The sequence below is a fragment of the Lentzea sp. NPDC004789 genome (assembly GCF_053601075.1).
Window position 1 is genome coordinate 59,156 of the sequence record NZ_JBSGBE010000012.1, and the last position, 17,127, is coordinate 76,282.

Consider the following 17,127-nt stretch of genomic DNA (forward strand, 5'->3'; position numbering starts at 1 on the left):
CGGCCACGTCGTTACTGCCCCGCCATCCTGTCGATGATCTCGGCGGCCTGGGAGAGCAGGGCCCGTTCGTCGGGCTCCAGCTCCGCCAGCCGCTTGTCCAGCCACGCTTCGCGCGCGGTGATCTCGTCTTCCAGGTACGACAAGCCTTCGCCGGTCAGCTCGACGATGGCTTGACGGCCGTCGGTGGGGTGCGGGCTGCGCGTGGCGAAGCCGAACTCCTCCAGGGCGGCGATCACGCGCGTCATCGACGGCGGCTGCACGCCTTCCTTGGCCGCCAGCTCGCCCGGCGTCAGCGGTCCGCACTTGTGCAGTGTCGAGAGCGCGGACACCTGCGTCAGCGACACTGACGAGTTGGTGCGCTGCGCCCGCAGGCGACGGTTGAGGCGGACCACGGCAAGCCTGAGCTTGCTCGCCAGTCCGTGCTGTTCGGTCGCCACGTAGTTAGCATACCTCACGAAATAGTTTCCTGCCGAAAGGTCAGCCGAGCAGGCTCTGGATCGGGCTCATCGCGAAGTAGACGACGAACGCCGCCGCCACGCCCCACATCAACGGGTGGGTGCCGCGCGCCCGGCCGGTCAGGGCCCTCAGCAGCACGTAGCTGATGAAGCCCGCGCCGATGCCGTTCGCGATCGAGTAGGTGAACGGCATGACGACGATCGTGAGGAACGCGGGCAGGGCGACCGTGAAGTCGCTGAAGTCGATCTCGCGGATCTGCATCATCATCAGCGCGCCGACGATCACCAGCGCGGGGGCGGCCGCCTCGATCGGCACGACCTTGTAGAGCGGCGTGAAGAACATCGCCAGCAGGAACAGCACGCCGGTCACGACGTTCGCGAGGCCCGTCCGCGCGCCCTCCGCGATGCCGGACGCCGACTCGATGTAGACGGTGTTCGACGAGCTGGACGCGGCGCCACCGGCCACGGCGCCGAGGCCCTCGACGAGCAGCGCCTTGCCGACGTTGGGCAGCTGGCCGTCCTTGTCGAGGAGGTCGCCTTCCTTGCCGAGGCCGGTCATCGTGCCGACCGCGTCGAAGAAGTCGGTGAGCACCAGGGTGAAGACCAGGAGGGCCGCGGCCAGCGCCGGGAGCCGGGTCCAGGCGCCGAACGACACCTCACCGAGCAGCGACAGGTCCGGCACGCCGAAGACGTGGTCGGGCAGCGCGGGGTAGCCGAGGTTCCAGCCCTTGGCGTTGACGCCCGCGGACGGGCCTGCCTTGACGATGGCTTCGAGGATGATCGCGAAGATCGCCGTGCTGACGATGCCGATGAGGATCGCGCCCTTGACCTTGCGCGCGAACAGCACGCCGGTGACCACGAGTCCGACCACGAACACCAGCGTCGGCCAGCTCGCGATCGACCCGTTGATGCCCAGCCCGACCGGCACCGTGGTGTTCGCGGCGTCCGGCAACCGGCGGACGAACCCGGCGTCGACCAGGCCGATGAAGGTGATGAACAGGCCGATGCCGACCGCGATCGCGGCCTTGAGCTCGTTCGGGACCGCCCTGAACACCGCGGTCCGCACGCCCGTGAGGACCAGCAGGAGGATGATCAGGCCACTGACCAGGATGAGGCCCATCGCCTCCGGCCAGGACACCTTGGCCGCGACCGAGACGGCCACGAACGAGTTGATGCCGAGGCCCGTCGCCAGTGCGAACGGGTAGTTGGCGATCAGTCCGAAGAGGATGGTCATCACGCCCGCCACCAGCGCGGTCACCGCCGCGACCTGGCCGACCGGGAGGATGTTGCCGAGCACGTCCGGGTGCGCGCCCGGTCCCGTCGGCGCGAAGCTGCCGATGATCAGCGGGTTCAGCACCACGATGTAGGCCATCGTGAAGAAGGTGACGACACCGCCGCGCAGTTCCCGGGCCACGGTCGACCCGCGCTCGGAAATCTTGAAGAACCCGTCCAGCATCTGGTCTCCTAACGATGTGTCCGAACGCGACTCCGCCCCACATCCGCCGTCGTTGCCGCACCGGCTGGCCGATCCCGTGCCGGTCGTGGTGGGTGGTACCGCGCTGTGGTTCCTCGGGTTTCTGGTCGTGCTCGTGGTGGACCGCGCCAACAGCACCCTGCTCTGGACGACCTTGTCCGGCGGTCTGCTCGGGATCATCGGCTACGGAGTGTTCTACTGGCAACGCCGGGCCGCGAGGCGAGGATCACGAACTGCGCAGCAGGGTCTCGAAGACGCCTGAGCCGCCGTCGCGAGTGGACTGATCGGGTGACTTCCCAAGCAAGCGAAGTTAGGCTAACCTAAGTCTCGTCGCTTCGTGGTGGGAGCGGCAGTCAGTTCGGGAACGGACGAGGCCCCCGCTCTGGGCAGAGCGGGGGCCTCGTCGTTTTCAGCGGGCGGGCAGCTTTGTCGGAGCACCCACCGCCGAAGTCAGAGCAGCAGGCCGTTCCGGCCTGCCCGGGCCGCCTCGAAGCGCGCGGACACGTCCTCCCAGTTGACGACGTTCCACAGCGCCGAGATGTAGTCGGCCTTCAGGTTGCGGTACTGCAGGTAGTACGCGTGCTCCCAGATGTCGAACGCGAGCAGCGGCGTGGTCGCGATCGACAGGTTCGAGTGGTGGTCCTTGAGCTGCTGCGTGATCAGCTTCTGACCGATCGGCTCCCACGCGAGGATGCCCCAGCCCGAACCCTGGATCGACGACGCGGCCGCGTTGAGCTGCGCGCGGAACCTGTCGAACGAGCCGAAGTGCTCGTCGATGGCCGCCGCGAGCTCGCCGACGGGCTTGTCGCCGCCGTTCGGGCTGAGGTTCTTCCACCACACCTGGTGCAGCGCGTGGCCGGCCAGGTGGAACGCGAGCGTGGTCTCCAGGCCGACGATGCCGCCGAAGTTCTCCTTGTCGCGGGCTTCCTCGATCTGCTCCAGCGTGTCGTTGGCGCCCTTCACGTACGCCGCGTGGTGCTTGCCGTGGTGCAGCTCGTTGATCTCGCCGATGATCGCCGGCTCCAGGTCGCCGTAGTCGTAGTCGAGATCGGGCAGCACGTACTGGGCCATGACGTCTCCCCAATTGCAATAGATTGGTACTTGCAACTTACTAGCAACAAGGTCGAGTAAACCAGTTGCCGGTGGACGTACCGTCGAAAGCGTGTCCGTGCTGACAGCCAGGAACATTTCGCTGTCGTTCGGTCCGAGGACCGTGATCTCGGAGGTTGATCTCGATGTTTCGCCTGGTGACCGCGTCGGTCTGAGCGCTCCCAACGGCGTCGGCAAGTCGACGTTGCTCCGGCTGCTCGCCGGTGAGCTGGCACCGGAGACCGGTTCGGTCTCGTGCACCGGGACGGTCGCGCACCTGACGCAGGAGACCCTCCACGTCGCCGGGGAGTCGCTGCGGGACCACCTCGCGCGCCGCACCGGCGTCGCCCAGGCCGAGGAGTGGCTGCAACGAGCGGCGGAAGCGCTCGGCGAAGGCGGCGGCGAGGACTACCCGGAGGCGCTCGACCACTGGACCGCCATCGGTGCCGGTGACTTCGCCGAACGCGCCGACGCGGTCTGCGAACGCCTCGGGCTCCCGTCGGACCTGCTCGACGGCCGGGCTCCGGACGAACTGTCCGGCGGTCAGCAGGCACGGCTGCGGCTGGCCGCGGTGCTGCTGACCCGTGCCGACGTGCTGCTGCTCGACGAGCCGACGAACGACCTCGACGCGGCCGGGCTCGACCTGCTGGAGTCCCACGTGCAGGGCCATCCGGGCGCCGTCGTGCTGGTGAGCCACGACCGGGAGTTCCTGGCGCGCACCACGACCGCGATCGCCGAGCTCGACGAGTTCACGCACCGGTTGACGGTGTTCGGCGGCGGCTGGGACGTCTACGTCGAGGAGAAGGCGAACGCGGACCGCCGCGCCCAGGAGGAGTACGAGGCGTACGCGGAGAAGCGCGACTCGCTGGTGCAGCGCAGCCGGCAGGTCAAGGAGTGGTCGCGCAAGGGCGTGCGCCGGGCCACGAGTGCCAAGGCGCGCAACGACGAGCCGGACAAGAACCTCCGCGCGGGCCGCGTGCGCGCCGCGGAGAACCTGACGGCCAAAGCGTCCGTTGTGGACCGTCAGCTGGCCCGGCTGGAGGAGGTCGAGGAACCGCGCGAGGCGTGGCAGCTCCGGCTCACCCTGCCGTCGGCGGGGCGGGGCAGCTCGGTGGCGTTCACGTTGCGGCAGGCCGTGGTCAGCCGCGGCGACGTGACGCTCGGGCCGGTCGACCTCGCCATCGGCGCGGGGGAGCGGTGGCGGATCACGGGTCCGAACGGCAGCGGCAAGTCGACGTTGCTCGGTGCCCTGCTCGGCCGCATCCCGCTGGTGTCCGGTGACCGCTCGATCGGGCCGGGGGTGGCGGTCGGCGAGGTCGACCAGCTGCGGGCCGAGTTCGCCTCCGACGCCTCCGCGTTGCGGATCGTGGCCGGTGCGACGGGCCTGCCGGACGTCGAGGTGCGCACGTTGCTCGCGAAGTTCCGGCTGGGCGCGGACAGCGTGCTGCGGCCGGCGCGGGAGCTGTCGCCGGGGGAACGCACCCGCGCGGGCCTCGCGTTGCTGCAGGCTCGCGGCACGACCTGTTTGGTGCTCGACGAACCTACGAACCACTTGGATCTGCCGGCGATCGAACAGCTGGAGCAGGCGCTGGAGTCGTACGGCGGAACGTTGTTGCTGGTCACCCACGATCGGCGGCTCGCATCGGCCGTGCGGGTGGATCGCGAGATCAACGTGCGCGACCTCCTCACGTTCGCTCGTGTCAAGGGTGGAAGATATGAGGCATGACCACCGAGGAGGACTGGCCGGTCGAACAGACCTGGTCGATGCGCAACACCCACTGGCACGCCTATGTGGAGCACACGTCGCTCGATCACGCTTCCCCTCGGCAGGTCCGGCTTGAGCGCACCCCCGAAGAAGTGCTCACCTCGCCCGCGGAGGTCGCGGCCTGGCTGGAGGTCAACCTCCGCAGCGCGACCCGCCCGGAGGAGACCGGCAAGAAGCGGGTGAAGGACGAGCGCGACTTCACCGACTCGAACCGCGTGCACGCGTCGCTGGCCTCGCGCGGCGAGTCGATCTACACGGGCGTGAAGGGCGAGCTGACGCTGGCGGTCGAGGCCGTCACGCCGGACGAGTGCCGGATCTCCCACGACGGTGCGGACGTCGCGCCGTTGAAGGCGGGCCGCCGCCGCTGAACCCGGACCGGCGCCTGGACGGCGTCGCTACATTGATCCCCAGCTGTTTCTTTCTGGGGGATTTCGATGAAGCGTTTCCTGCCCGTTCTGGGCGCGCTGGTTCTGGTGGCCGCGGTTCTCGCGGTAGTGGTGTGGCAACGGTCGGACACGGTGGCCGCGCCGTTGCGCCCGCCCGGTGACGTCGTGCTGCAGTACGCGGACGGCTCACCGCTGTGGCGCTCGGGCGAACCGGAGACACCGCTGGTCAAGCAGGTGACCAAGGAGCTCGCCACGAGCGCGGCCATGACGGTCGGCCGGCTCCGCGAGATCGGCGGCGCGACCGTCGTGACGACGATCGACCCGAAGGCGCAGTCCGGCGCGCTGGAGGTGATCCACACGGCATCGGCCGGTCAGCCCGCGTCGCTGCGGTACTCGATCACCGCCGTGGACCCCGGCACCGGCGCGGTGAAGGCCTACGCGCCGGGCATCGATCCCGCCACCGACTACGCGGGCGGCGTGCTCAAGGAGCCGGGATCGGCGTTCTTCCCGTTCAACGTCGTCGCCGCACTGCAGAACGGCAAGACGCTCGACAGCACGTACGACGGTCGTTCGCCGCGCGTCTTCGGCCAGGCGTCGATCCACGACCAGGCCGGCTGCGGCGAACGCTGCACGGTGCGCGAGGCGCTGCGGAAGTCGGGCTACGTCGTGATGTACGACCTGGTGGCCAACGACGTCGGCATCAAGCCGGTCGTCACCGCCGCGCGCCAGGCCGGCGTGCCGGAGTCGGTGGACGTCGACGGCACCAAGACGAAGCTCCTCGTCGGCGAAGGCGACGGCACCCCGAACGCGAGCGTGTCGCTCGGCGCGAGCGAGGCGCGGATGCGACCGCTCGACCTCGCTGCGGCCTACGCCACGTTCGCCGCGGAAGGCACGCGGCACAACGCGCACTTCGTCACCCGTGTCACCAACGCCGCCGGCGACCTGGTGTACCAGGCGGTGGATCCCGCCAAGCCCGCGTTCGACCAGGATCCGGCGCGCAGCAAGGACATCGCGAACCAGGTCACCGGCGTGCTGCGCGATGCCGGTGTGTGCGGACCGGACGGCGCGTGCCTGAACGGCGAGTGGCGACCCGGCGGGCTGGACCGGGACCAGGTCTCGCACGCGTGGACGGTCGGGTACACGCCGCGGGCTTCGGTCGCCGTGTTCGTCGGTGGCGATCGGCCTGCCGCGCCCGCTCTCGACAAGGAGGGGCGGACGCTCGTGGGGTCCGGGCTGCCCAACGAGATGTGGCGGGCGATGCAGGAGAAGCTCACGCCGTGACGCGGCGTGCGGTGATCCCAGCGCTGGTCCTGGTCGCTCTCGTCGTCGGGTACGTGGTGTGGCAACGGCCGGCCGCACCGGCTCCGAAACCCTTGGTGCCGAAGGAAGTCGTGCTGCAGTACGCGGACGGCTCCAAGATGTGGAGCAGCACCGGCGGGCTGTCGCGGTCCCAGGTCGTGGAGCGGGTGTTCGCCGAGCTGGGCTCGGCGGGACTGTCGTTCGACTCGCTCAAGGGCACCGGCGGTGTGGTCCGCACGACGATCGACGCGCGGGCGCAGAGCGTTGCCGCCGCGGTCCTGGGCCGGTTGGTCGCTCCGCTGCGGAAGGCCGGTGCGTCGGAGACCGGCCCGGCACGCCTGATCGACGCGTCGGTGACGGTGGTCGATCCCGGCTCGGGCGGCGTGCGGGTGTACCTCCCCGGCTTCAGCGCGGACGACGACCTCGCGGGTGGTGCGCGGCAGGAGGAGCCGCCTGCACCACTCGCCGAGCCGTTCGTCCAGGCCGGCGTGTGGGATGTGCTGAAGGCGCGAGCGACACCGCTCGACGTGAGTGCCGCGTACGCGACCCTTGCCGCGAGAGGTGTCCAGCGCGCGCCGCATTTCCTCTCCCGGGTGACCGCTGCGGACGGTTCGTTGCTGTACGAGGCCGCAGATGCCGGCAAGCCCGTGATGGCTGCGGACGCCGTGGACCGCGTGACCGCGTCGTTGAAGCAGCAGGCCGGCTGCGACGGCGTTGCCTGCGTGCCGGACGCGTCGCCGTGGATGGTCGGCTACACGCCGCGGCTCGCGGTCACCGTGCACGTGGAGAAGGCCGGCGCCGAACCCGACGCCGGCCTTCCCGGGGTGGTGTGGCGGGAGTTCCTGACCGAGCTCGCCGGGTGAGGCTCACCCGACGTGCCACGTGTGCACCGGCTCGCCGCCGTGCATCAGCTCCATGTACCGCTTGAGCATGCCGGACAGCGCCGATTCCCGCGACATGCCGCGTTCCTCAAGCAGTGCAACGGTTTCCCGCTGCCACGACGAGCCGGTGCGGCGGGCGAGGCAGCGTTGTTCGATCACGCCGAGGTAGCGTTCGCGGGCCTCGTCGGAGACGCCGCAGTCGCGCAGGCCCTCGTGCGCCATCGGCAGGAGGCGGCGCAGCACCAGTTCGTCCGGCGGGATCCAGCCGATGCCCGGCCAGTACAGCTGGGCGTTCATGCCGTGCCGTGCGCCGGTGTAGAGGTTCTCCTCGGCCGCCTGGAACGACATCTGCGTCCACAGTGGACGTTCCTGGGCGGTGAGGGCGCGCTGGGTGCCGTAGAAGAAGGCGGCGTTGGCCATCGTGTCGAGCACCGTGGGGCCCGCGGGCAGGACGCGGTTCTCCACGCGCAGGTGCGGTACGCCGTCGACCACGTCGTAGACCGGGCGGTTCCAGCGCCAGATCGTGCCGTTGTGCAGGCGCAGTTCGGAAAGACGAGGCGCGCCACCGGCTTCGAGGGTCTCCAGCGGGTCCTCGTCGTCGGTTTCGGGCAGCAGGCTGGGGAAGTAGCGCACGTTCTCCTCGAACAGGTCGAAGATCGACGTGATCCACCGTTCACCGAACCACACGCGCGGGCGGACGCCCTGGTTCTTCAGCTCGTCCGGGCGGGTGTCGGTGGCCTGCTGGAACAACGGGATGCGGGTCTCGTGCCAGAGCGCCTTGCCCAGCAGGAAGGCCGAGTTCGCGGCGATCGCCACCTGCACCCCGGCCAGGCACTGGGCGGCGTTCCAGTGCGCGGCGAAGTGCGTCGGCTCGACCTGCAGGTGCAGCTGCACCGACGTGCAGGCGGCTTCCGGCAGGATCGACTCCGCGTAGGTGAGGAGTTTCTCCGGTCCTCTGCCCGGCATCGCCGGGCCTTCCATGTGCAGCACCATCTCCTCGCCGCGGGCCGCGAAGATGGTGTCGTTGAGGAGTGCGTACCTCGGGCTCTCGGAGAGCCACTTGCGGTCGAAGTGCCGCTCCCGCAACGTGGGCAGCAGGCCGATCATGGCCAGGTTGGCGCCGACGTCGTTGGCCTTGGCGTCCGCGCTGTCGAGCGACGTGCGCAGTTCCTCTTCCAGGCCAAGCATCTCGCCCCCGGCCAGCTCGCGCGGCGGGACGTTGATCTCCAGGTTCTGCTGTCCCAGTTCGAGCGTGTAGGAGGGATCGTCGATCTTCTCGAGCACCTCCGAGTTCGCCATCGCCGGACGCATGGCGTCGTCGACGAGGTTCAGCTCGATCTCCAGTCCCATCTGCCGACGGGGAAAGGAAAACGTGTCTTCTGCGAGCATCGTCGCCAATGCGTCCAGACTGCGCTGCATCTTCGAGCGGTAACGCTGGCGATCATCTCTGGTGAACGTGCGGCTGGACACTTCGCTTCCCATGCCGCTACCCCTTCGCTCGGCGCCGGTGGGCGCGGGCCAGGCGGAACGCCAAACGTGACACAGCGGAAACCTCCTTTACATCGCCCAAATCGGTGCTCTCTGTCACGTGGAGATAACAACCAGCGATCATCCGCTGGTCGGGCGTGTGCGGTTCCGCCCTCCGGACTACCTCGCCTGTTCCACCTCGGGCCGGATGCGAAACTTCCGGCGTGGCGAAGGTGATCGAGATCAACGACCCGGCGGACCCCCGGCTGGACGACTTCCGGGACCTGTCGACGGCCGATCGCAGGCCGGACCGGCCGGGAGGGCGCGGTCTCGTCATCGCCGAGGGCGTCGTGGTGGTCGAACGTCTGCTGGCTTCGCCGTACCCGGTGCGCGGGCTGCTCGGGGTGCGGCGGCGGATCGAGGCGCTCGACCTCTCTGACCTGGACGTTCCCGCCTACGTGACGTCAGCGGAGGTGATGGCGTCGGTCGTGGGGTTCCACCTGAACCGGGGCGTGCTGGCGGCCGCCGACCGCGCTCCCGCCTGGGACCTCGACGACCTGGCCGACCGCTCGCAGCGCCTGGCCGTCCTGGAGGGCGTGGGCGACCACGAGAACCTGGGCTCGATCTTCCGCAACGCCGCGGCACTGGGCGTGGACGGCGTCGTGCTCGGCCCCGGCTGCAGCGATCCGCTGTACCGGCGCAGCGTGCGGGTCTCGATGGGGCACGTGCTGCGCGTGCCGTTCGCTACCACGGATCAGTGGCCCTCGGCGCTGAACCTGTTGCGGCACAAGGGGTTCACAGTTGCCGCTCTCACGCCGCGCGCGTCCGCGCTCCATCTCGCGGACGCGGGCCTGCGCGGGCGGCGCGTGGCGGTGCTGCTGGGCTCTGAAGGGCCTGGGCTCACCGAGGAGGCCATCGCCGCCGCGGACGTGGCGGTGCGCATCCCCATGTCGTCCGGCGTGGACTCGCTGAACGTCGCCACCGCGGGCGCGGTGGCGTTCTACGCCCTGCTCTGAAACCTCTAAAGCAGGGTGAGGATCAGGACGAGCCACGCGACGAGCACGCCGGTGACCACTCCGTAGGCGACCCACCGCCACACCGGCACCCGGCGCCCCAGCCACACGCTGGGCGCGAGACCACCAACCACCAGGACGTTCGCGACGAGCGCGAGCCAGCGGCTGGTCTCACCGAGGCCGAGCGAGAGCGACACCACGGTCACCGTGACGATGGCGGCGGTGATGAAGCTGACCGTCAGTCCCGTTCCCCACGGGGTCGGCTCCTCGGCCGGCTCGGCGGTCTGCACGGGAGCCTTCGCAGGCGAGTCCGGCGCCTCGACGCTGACCAGCTCACCGCTCACCGGGTCGGTGTAGCTGACCGTGGCGTTCATGACCGCCGCGATCCGGCCCGCGAGCTGCTTGCCGCGCCGTGCCACCAACGCGCTGGCGACCCCGTCCGCGGGCGTCTCGGTGCGCACGACCGCGTCGGCGACCTTGGCCCACTCGTGCAGCGCCTCGGCCAGCTCGGCGCCGAGGGGCAGGCTGTGCGGATCGACCTCGCGCTCACCGGACTCGTCGTTGCCGGCGAGCACGGCCCGGCCGTCCCGGACTCGCAACTCCACGAACCCTCCTAAGGTCTTCCGGAGCCTCGTCGCAGAACCTATCGGACATCGTCAGGGCCGTAGTGCCTCCGTTGCCCGTGCGAAGTAGTCGAACAGCGTCCGCCGCTCCTCCTCGCTGTACCCGGCGAAGAGGTCGCCGAGCTTCTCCCTGGCCGGCGCCAGCGCCTCGGCGAGCTGGGTCGGTTCCCCGCTCGGCTCGACGATCACCTTGCGCCGGTCGTCGGGAGACGGTGTCCGCCGCACGAAACCCGCGGCCTCCAGGCGGTCGATCAGGCGTGTCGTCGGGCCGGTGGTCAGTCCCGTCTGCGCGGACAGCTCGCCGGGGGTCATCGGGCCGTTCAGGTCGAGCAGGTTCAGCGCGTACAGGTCCGTGCCGCCCAGGCCGCACGACCGCGCCGCGTGCAGACCGTGCAGCACCATCGCGCCGACGTAACGCCGGTAGACCTCACTCGCGTCTGTTGACATCCACCCACCCCACTCCTAATCTCTTCCTCAACGAAGAGACTTCCTGAAGGAAGAGACTTCTCCGACGAAGAGAATTTAGCAAGGGGGAACCATGAGTGACGAAGCAGGCGTCCGCGCGTTGTTCGCACAGCTCGTCGAGGCGTGGAACCGAGGAGACGGTGCCGCGTATGGCGAGTGCTTCACCGACGACGCCACCTACGTGGCCTGGTTCGGCACGCTCTACCGCACGGGCAGCGACATCGGGCGGTCGCACCAGGTCCTGTTCGACACCTTCCTCAAGGACACGAAGATGACCATCGAGGGCGATGTCGACGTGCGGTTCTACGGCGAGGACACGGCGGTGCTGACGACCCGCGGCGACGTCGGCAAGAAGCCGGGCAAGAGCGCCAAGGTGCAGACGTTCACGCTCGTCCGGCAGCACGGGGCGTGGAAGATCGCGGCGTTCCAGAACACGAAGCGCCACTCGTTGCTGGAGCGGATCTCGTTCCGGTTCCAGCCGGGCATCCGGCCCGCCGCATGAGATCGGATGGTCGTGAGGTCGCGTTCGCGCCAGATCCCCATTGGCGCGAACGCGACCACAAGGCCTAGGCGAGCGAGTCGCGCCAGGCCGTGTGCAGGGCGGCGAACCGCCCGCGCTCACCGATCAGCTCCTCGGGGGAGCCGTCCTCCACCACAATGCCACCATCCAGGACCAGAACGCGGTCCGCGATCAGGACCGTGGACAGGCGGTGGGCGATGATGAACGCCGTGCGGTCGGCCAGCACCGTCTCCAGAGCGGCCTGCACCGCGCGTTCCGTGGGCACGTCCAGCGACGACGTGGCCTCGTCCAGGACCAGCACGGCGGGGTCGGCGAGGAAGGCCCGCGCGAAGGCCACCATCTGGCGCTGGCCGGCCGACAACCTCCCGCCCCGCTTGCGGACGTCCGTGTCGTAGCCGTCCGGGAGCGCCGCGATGAACTCGTGCGCTCCCACCTCGGCGGCCGCGGCCTCGATCTCGGCACGAGTGGCCGACGGACGGCCCAGGGCGATGTTGTCGGCCACCGAGCCGGAGAACAGGAAGTTCTCCTGGGTGACCATCACCACGGCCCGGCGCAGGTCCGCGTCCGCGATCGACCGCAGGTCCACGCCGTCCAGCAGCACCGAGCCCGACGACGGGTCGTAGAACCGGGACACCAGCTTGGCCAATGTGGTCTTGCCGGCGCCGGTCGCGCCGACCAGCGCCACGGTCTGGCCCGCCGGCACGTCCAATGTGAAGCGCGGCAGCACCTGCCGTGACGTCTTCGGGTACTGGAACTCCACCTCCGCGAAGCGGATGGCGCCACGCGCGTGCGGCAGCGCCACCGGCGAGGACGGTTCCGGGACGGACGGTTCCTCCTCCAGGACGCCGGAGATCTTCTCCAGGGCGGCCGTGGCGGAGGAGTAGGAGTTCGCGAACATCGCCAGCTCGTCGAACGGGTCGTAGAACCGGCGCAGGTACACGGTGAACGCGGTCAGCACACCCAGCGCGAGCGTGCCGTCCGCGACCCGATAGGCGCCCCACGCCAGCACGATGGCCAACGACACGTTGCCGATCATGCGGATCGTGGCGACGAACCTGGCCATGACGCCCAGCGCGTCCACGTTCGCGTCGCGGAACTGGCCGTTGAAGGCCTTCATGATCGTCTCGTTGCGGGGCTGGCGGCGGAACGCCTGCACCGCGCGGATGCCGTTCATGGACTCCACGAACTGGACGATGATCTTGGCGATGGCACCGCGGGTGCCCCGGTAGGCCTCCACCGAGCGGCGGCGGAACCAGCGCCAGATGAAGAACAACGGCACGAAGCCCGCCACCACGACGGTCGCCAGCGGCGGGTCCAGCCACAGCAGGATGATCGCGATGCCCGCCACCGACAGCGCCGCGTTGAAGAGGCTGTCCAGCCCCTCCTCGATGAGGTTCTGCAACGCGTCGACGTCGCTGGTCAGGCGCGAGATGACCTTGCCGGACGTGTAGGACTCGTGGAAGCCGACGGACAGGCGCTGCGCGTGCCGGAAGATCCGCCCGCGCAGGTCCAGCAGCAGGTCCTGGCCCACCCGGCCGGAGATCCGCAGGAACGCCCAGCGCAGGAACGTCGTCACGCCCGCGCAGCCCGCGTAGCCGGCCACGCACCACGCCAGCACCGACGCGTCACCGCGCATCGCGGCCGGGATGCCCTTGTCGATCGCGGCGGCGATCAGCAGCGGCAGCGCGAGGTTCGCGAGGTTGCCGCCGAACACCGCCCCGATCGCGAGCGACGCGCGGCCGACGTGCGGCCGCAGCAACGAGCCCAGGAGCCTGCGGGACCTGGCCTGCAGGCGCAGGCCGGTCGAGTACGAGATCTCGTTGATCTCCTCGGCGGCGACGCCGCGCCACTCCTCCTCCGGCTGGACCTGGTGTTGCACCACGGTCTGGTCGCTCACGACGCCACCTCCTCTTCGACGATCTCCTCGGCGTCCGAACTGGACAGCAGACGCCGGTACTCCTCGTTGGTCTCCAACAACATCCGGTGCGAACCGATCGCGGCGATCTTGCCGTCGACCAGCATCGCGACGCGGTCGGCGAGCTGCACCGTGGACGACCGGTGCGCCACCACGAGCGCCGTCACGCCGTGCAGCACCCTGCGCAGCGCGGCCTCCACCTCGGCCTCGGTGTGCACGTCCAGCGCGGACAGCGGGTCGTCCAGCACCAGCACCGCAGGCCTGCCGACGACCGCGCGGGCCAGGGCGAGGCGTTGCCGCTGACCACCGGACAGCGACAGGCCCTGCTCGCCGATGCGGGTCGCGAGACCCCACGGCAGCGCGTCCACGAACTCCTCCGCCCTGGCCACCCGCAACGCCTCGCGCACCGCCTCCTCGGTGACGTCCGGCACGCCCAGGCCGACGTTCTCGGTGACCGAAGCGGAGAACAGCACCGGTTCCTCGAACGCCGTGCCGACCACCGTCCGCAGGTCCTCCAGCGAGAGGTCCCGCACGTCGACGCCGTCGATCGTGATCCGGCCGCCCGTCACGTCGGCCAGCCGCGGCACGAGCGCGGTCAGCGTCGTCTTGCCGGAACCGGTCGCGCCGACCAGCGCCACGGTCTCGCCGGGACGCAGGTCGAGGTCGATGCCGGACAGCACCTCGCGGCCGTCCTCGAACGCGAACCGCACGCCCTCGAAACGAACGTGCCCGCGCAGCGGCGTGGGCAGCGGCGCGGGCGAGGCGGGGCTGGTGATCGTCACGGGGGAGTCGATGACCTCCCAGTAGCGTTCCAGCGCGGCGGCGGTCTGGTTCGTCTCCGCCAGCAGCCAGCCGATGGAGTCGATCGGCCACCGCAGGTACGCGCTCACCGCGACGGCCGCGACCAGCGTGCCGACCGTGATCGAGCCGTTGATGATGCCGATCGCGCCGACGCCGAGCATGCCCGCGATCGAGAGCTCGGGCAGCACGATCAGCACCGACCACAGCGCGGCCAGGATCGAGACCTTGTTGAGCTCGGTCGCCCGCAGCTCACGTGCCTGCGCCAGGAACCGGTTCGTGAGCTCCGGCCCGCGGCCGAACGCCTTGAGCACCCGGATGCCGAGCACCGACTCCTCGACCGTCGTGGTGAGGTCGCCCTCCTGGTCCTGGGCCTTGCGCGCCACGACCTTGAACTTCGCCTCGAAGAGGTACGAGATGACGATCAACGGCATCGCGCCGCACAACGACACGATGAGCAGCCACGGCGAGAGCGTCGCGATGATGCCCAGCCCGATCAGCACGACCAGGCTGTTCACCACCAGGAAGACCATGCCGAACGCGACGAACCGCCGCACGGTCGTGAGGTCGTTGGTGCCGCGCGATAGCAGCTGACCGGACTGCCACCGGTCGTGGAACGCCACGGGCAGCCGCTGCAGGCGCTGGTAGAGGTCGAACCGCATGCGGGCCTCGACCTCGGCCGCCGGTCGCGCGACCACCTTGCGGCGGATGTAGAAGAGCGCGGCCTCGCCGATGCCGAGCACCAGGACGCCGAGGATGAGCCACGGCAGCGCCGCGGTCTGCTTCTGCTGGATCGGACCGTCGACGATGCGCTGGGTCACCAGCGGGATGCCGAGACCGCACAGCATCGCGAGCAGCGTCGCCGAGAGCACGACAGCCATCCGTGCGCGGTGCGGCCGCACGTACGGCCACAGCCTTCGCAAGGTTCGGATCGTCGAGTTGCGTTGATCGCTCACGCGATGAGCCCCCTCCAGGTCGTCTCCAAAGTACGAAGAACGACCGACGCTCAGCATCCGGTTTTTCTCCCCACCGGAGCCTGCTGTCTCGACTTAGGTCGAGGTCAAGGGCACGATGACCACCATGACGCGGTTTCTGCGAACCGAGCAGACGATGGCGTTTCCACACGGACGGCTCATCGCCTCGCGTGACGGTGCGAACTACGTGCTGGCCCCCGACGGCTGGGACCACCTGGCCGGTCCGCGCCCCCGGCACGCGATGCACGTCTCCCGCGAGGAGGCCGAGGACTGGTGCGAACGCGAGGGCTGGGACCTGAACCTGCTGGACGAGGTGCCCGTCATCTCCTGAACGTGACGAGGCCGACCAGTCCGTAGGCGACGGCGGCGAGCAACGCCTCGGCGTGGTGCCGGTTCGCGAACCACCCGAGGACGGGTTCGTGCACCTTGAAGTAGAGCCCGAGCCCCAGCACGACCGGCCCGAGCAGGATGATCGGCCACACCGGCCGCACCCCGAGGACCCACAGCACCGGCCCGGCCACCACCAGCGACGACACCAGCGCGAGCGGCAGCCCGATCAGCACGAGCAGCAGGAACGTCGACATCGACGTGCTGTCGAGCCACGACTTCAGGAAGCCCGACTCGTACGCCCACGTCCACCCGAGCACCAGCCCCGCCCCGACGGCCATCGACAAGATGACCCGGAACAGCAGCCGGCGTCCTGTCCTACCCGTCCTGCCCGCGGTGCTCTGCTCGGTCACGCCGCCCACCGTAACGAGCGGTCACTTCAGCGGCCAGGGCGTACCCGCCGGCGGCCGCCAGCGCGGCCACGAAGATCCCGCTGTCCTCGGGCAGTTCGAGCCGCACGAACTGCAGGATGAACACGCTGATGAGCAGCAGCAGCGCCGCACCCGTCGTCCCACCGCCGGCGGTCGGCCAGGCCGGCGAGTACCGCACGAGCCGAAGCAGCCCCCACCCCACGACCGCCCACACGAGCACCAGCACCGGCATGACCAGCAGGAACAGCGGGAAGATGCACGCCAACCCGCTGTCCGGCCCGTCGAAGTGGCACACGAGCTGACTCGACGGCTCCAACGACCAGAACCACCCGGCCCCGCACAACGCGCCCACCAATGCCGCCGTCGCCGTCCTCATGCGCCCGATCATGGCGGACCGCCGATGCCATCGGCATGAGGAGAACTACTCGGCGTCCGCACCGCCGAACCCGGTGACCGCACCGGCGATCGCGAAGGCCACCGGCGGCACCAGCAGCAACGCTGCCATCAGACCAGAGCTCCAGACGAGCATCATGAGCAGAACGACCAGGCCGATCCCCAGCGCGACCACCGACCACGGGCGCGGCTCGTGCCGCGCCTGCAGCCACCAGCCGTGCAGCACCGCGGTTCCGGCGAGACCGGCCAGGACGACCAGCGGTTGCCACAGCAGTGCGTACGCCGCGAGGCCGTCGCAGTGCTCGCTGAACCTGTCGTACGGCTTCTCGAACCTGCACGAGCCGGTGGAGGACAGGATCATCCAGACCATCGCGGTCGCCACGACACCCAGCGCACCGGCCGCGGCCCCGGTGAAGGCGCGCACGGAGATGTTCATGCCGTCCTCCTCGACGAGCCGGTGAACAACGCGGCGACCGCATAGGCGGCGCACGCGGTGACCAGGTACCCGGTCCGGAGGAAGTCGCGGACCTGCCCCTGCTGCGGGTCGCTCAGGTAGATGACCGCCAGGACCAGCACGAACCACAACCCGCTGCCGATCCCGGCCGCCCGCCACCCGCGCTCCGCCCGCAGGACCCGGTACCCGGCCCAGACCAGCAGGCCGGCGACGAGCATCCAGATCGAGAAGGTCAGCGGGAGGAGCAGCACCGACGACCGGCCGCAGCCGATGCGGCCGGGCTTGAGGTGGCAGTACTTCGGGAGTGCGTCGAGGGTCAGTGCCCATCCGGTGGCGGCGAGGGCTCCGGCGCACACCCCCACCACAGTGCGCAACAACATGCGCCAAGAACTATCCGA

20 protein-coding genes are annotated in these 17,127 nt (G+C 69.8%); 8 read left to right on the forward strand and 12 right to left on the reverse strand.

Translation table 11 applies throughout. The features are described from left to right. Window positions 1-11 precede the first annotated feature (11 nt). Together ACWEIJ_RS25945 and ACWEIJ_RS25950 are read right to left on the reverse strand one after the other, a co-directional pair. On the reverse strand, window positions 12-437 hold the full coding sequence (locus ACWEIJ_RS25945) for a MarR family winged helix-turn-helix transcriptional regulator (protein WP_449839830.1): 426 nt from the start codon (window positions 435-437) through the stop codon (window positions 12-14). 40 nt (window positions 438-477) lie between these two features. After that, window positions 478-1,911: an NCS2 family permease gene (locus ACWEIJ_RS25950; protein WP_449839831.1), complete on the reverse strand. Its 1,434-nt coding sequence runs from the start codon at window positions 1,909-1,911 to the stop codon at window positions 478-480. Window positions 1,912-1,927: 16 nt separating this feature from the next. Here ACWEIJ_RS25950 and ACWEIJ_RS25955 point away from each other — a divergent pair, with 16 nt between their 5' ends. Further along, complete coding sequence (locus ACWEIJ_RS25955) at window positions 1,928-2,191, forward strand: DUF2530 domain-containing protein (protein WP_449839832.1); 264 nt, start codon at window positions 1,928-1,930, stop codon at window positions 2,189-2,191. Between the two features lie 188 nt (window positions 2,192-2,379). Here ACWEIJ_RS25955 and ACWEIJ_RS25960 read toward each other — a convergent pair whose 3' ends face one another. After that, window positions 2,380-3,000 carry a superoxide dismutase gene (locus ACWEIJ_RS25960; protein ID WP_449839833.1) on the reverse strand — a complete coding sequence of 207 codons (621 nt, stop codon included), beginning with the start codon at window positions 2,998-3,000 and terminating at the stop codon, window positions 2,380-2,382. Between the two features lie 91 nt (window positions 3,001-3,091). Here ACWEIJ_RS25960 and ACWEIJ_RS25965 point away from each other — a divergent pair, with 91 nt between their 5' ends. The 4 genes from ACWEIJ_RS25965 to ACWEIJ_RS25980 all read left to right on the forward strand — a co-directional run bounded on the left by ACWEIJ_RS25965 (window position 3,092) and on the right by ACWEIJ_RS25980 (window position 7,331). Further along, window positions 3,092-4,744, forward strand: coding sequence for an ABC-F family ATP-binding cassette domain-containing protein (locus ACWEIJ_RS25965; RefSeq protein ID WP_449839834.1), 1,653 nt, complete (start codon window positions 3,092-3,094; stop codon window positions 4,742-4,744). Continuing rightward, on the forward strand, window positions 4,741-5,151 hold the full coding sequence (locus tag ACWEIJ_RS25970) for a hypothetical protein (RefSeq protein ID WP_030467775.1): 411 nt from the start codon (window positions 4,741-4,743) through the stop codon (window positions 5,149-5,151). The genes ACWEIJ_RS25965 and ACWEIJ_RS25970 overlap by 4 nt, the downstream gene beginning before the upstream one ends. A 66-nt stretch (window positions 5,152-5,217) precedes the next feature. After that, window positions 5,218-6,450, forward strand: coding sequence for a penicillin-binding transpeptidase domain-containing protein (locus ACWEIJ_RS25975; protein ID WP_449839835.1), 1,233 nt, complete (start codon window positions 5,218-5,220; stop codon window positions 6,448-6,450). Further along, complete coding sequence (locus tag ACWEIJ_RS25980; protein WP_449839836.1) at window positions 6,447-7,331, forward strand: hypothetical protein; 885 nt, start codon at window positions 6,447-6,449, stop codon at window positions 7,329-7,331. The genes ACWEIJ_RS25975 and ACWEIJ_RS25980 overlap by 4 nt, the downstream gene beginning before the upstream one ends. Window positions 7,332-7,334: 3 nt before the next feature. On the opposite strand, the gene ACWEIJ_RS25985 is transcribed toward ACWEIJ_RS25980, so the two are convergent. Beyond that, window positions 7,335-8,831 carry a glutamate--cysteine ligase gene (locus ACWEIJ_RS25985; RefSeq protein WP_449839837.1) on the reverse strand — a complete coding sequence of 499 codons (1,497 nt, stop codon included), beginning with the start codon at window positions 8,829-8,831 and terminating at the stop codon, window positions 7,335-7,337. Window positions 8,832-9,040: 209 nt separating this feature from the next. On the opposite strand from ACWEIJ_RS25985, the gene ACWEIJ_RS25990 reads away from it, so the two are divergent. Next, window positions 9,041-9,832, forward strand: coding sequence for a TrmH family RNA methyltransferase (locus ACWEIJ_RS25990; RefSeq protein WP_449839838.1), 792 nt, complete (start codon window positions 9,041-9,043; stop codon window positions 9,830-9,832). A gap of 5 nt (window positions 9,833-9,837) precedes the next feature. On the opposite strand, the gene ACWEIJ_RS25995 is transcribed toward ACWEIJ_RS25990, so the two are convergent. Continuing rightward, complete coding sequence (locus ACWEIJ_RS25995) at window positions 9,838-10,434, reverse strand: DUF2537 domain-containing protein (protein WP_449839839.1); 597 nt, start codon at window positions 10,432-10,434, stop codon at window positions 9,838-9,840. Between the two features lie 51 nt (window positions 10,435-10,485). Continuing rightward, window positions 10,486-10,899 carry a MarR family winged helix-turn-helix transcriptional regulator gene (locus tag ACWEIJ_RS26000; RefSeq protein ID WP_449839840.1) on the reverse strand — a complete coding sequence of 138 codons (414 nt, stop codon included), beginning with the start codon at window positions 10,897-10,899 and terminating at the stop codon, window positions 10,486-10,488. Between the two features lie 91 nt (window positions 10,900-10,990). Here ACWEIJ_RS26000 and ACWEIJ_RS26005 point away from each other — a divergent pair, with 91 nt between their 5' ends. After that, window positions 10,991-11,419, forward strand: a complete 429-nt coding sequence (locus ACWEIJ_RS26005; protein WP_449839841.1) for an SgcJ/EcaC family oxidoreductase — start codon at window positions 10,991-10,993, stop codon at window positions 11,417-11,419. 64 nt (window positions 11,420-11,483) lie between these two features. Here ACWEIJ_RS26005 and ACWEIJ_RS26010 read toward each other — a convergent pair whose 3' ends face one another. After that, window positions 11,484-13,334, reverse strand: coding sequence for an ABC transporter ATP-binding protein (locus ACWEIJ_RS26010; RefSeq protein ID WP_449839842.1), 1,851 nt, complete (start codon window positions 13,332-13,334; stop codon window positions 11,484-11,486). Continuing rightward, window positions 13,331-15,073, reverse strand: coding sequence for an ABC transporter ATP-binding protein (locus tag ACWEIJ_RS26015; protein WP_449839843.1), 1,743 nt, complete (start codon window positions 15,071-15,073; stop codon window positions 13,331-13,333). The genes ACWEIJ_RS26010 and ACWEIJ_RS26015 overlap by 4 nt, the downstream gene beginning before the upstream one ends. Before the next feature lie 157 nt (window positions 15,074-15,230). Here ACWEIJ_RS26015 and ACWEIJ_RS26020 point away from each other — a divergent pair, with 157 nt between their 5' ends. After that, entirely contained in the window at window positions 15,231-15,455 is a 225-nt protein-coding gene (locus tag ACWEIJ_RS26020) for a hypothetical protein (RefSeq protein WP_449839844.1), read from the forward strand. Here ACWEIJ_RS26020 and ACWEIJ_RS26025 read toward each other — a convergent pair. From ACWEIJ_RS26025 to ACWEIJ_RS26040, 4 genes are read right to left on the reverse strand one after another with little or no spacing between them, the layout of a single operon-like run. After that, a complete protein-coding gene (locus tag ACWEIJ_RS26025; RefSeq protein ID WP_449839845.1) occupies window positions 15,445-15,864 on the reverse strand; it encodes a hypothetical protein in 420 nt (139 codons plus the stop codon). The genes ACWEIJ_RS26020 and ACWEIJ_RS26025 overlap by 11 nt on opposite strands. Further along, on the reverse strand, window positions 15,830-16,258 hold the full coding sequence (locus ACWEIJ_RS26030) for a hypothetical protein (protein WP_449839846.1): 429 nt from the start codon (window positions 16,256-16,258) through the stop codon (window positions 15,830-15,832). The genes ACWEIJ_RS26025 and ACWEIJ_RS26030 overlap by 35 nt, the downstream gene beginning before the upstream one ends. Before the next feature lie 45 nt (window positions 16,259-16,303). Then, window positions 16,304-16,711, reverse strand: coding sequence for a hypothetical protein (locus ACWEIJ_RS26035; protein WP_449839847.1), 408 nt, complete (start codon window positions 16,709-16,711; stop codon window positions 16,304-16,306). Further along, window positions 16,708-17,109 carry a hypothetical protein gene (locus tag ACWEIJ_RS26040; RefSeq protein WP_449839848.1) on the reverse strand — a complete coding sequence of 134 codons (402 nt, stop codon included), beginning with the start codon at window positions 17,107-17,109 and terminating at the stop codon, window positions 16,708-16,710. Before ACWEIJ_RS26040 ends, ACWEIJ_RS26035 begins: the two co-directional genes overlap by 4 nt. Between the last annotated feature and the right edge of the window lie 18 nt (window positions 17,110-17,127).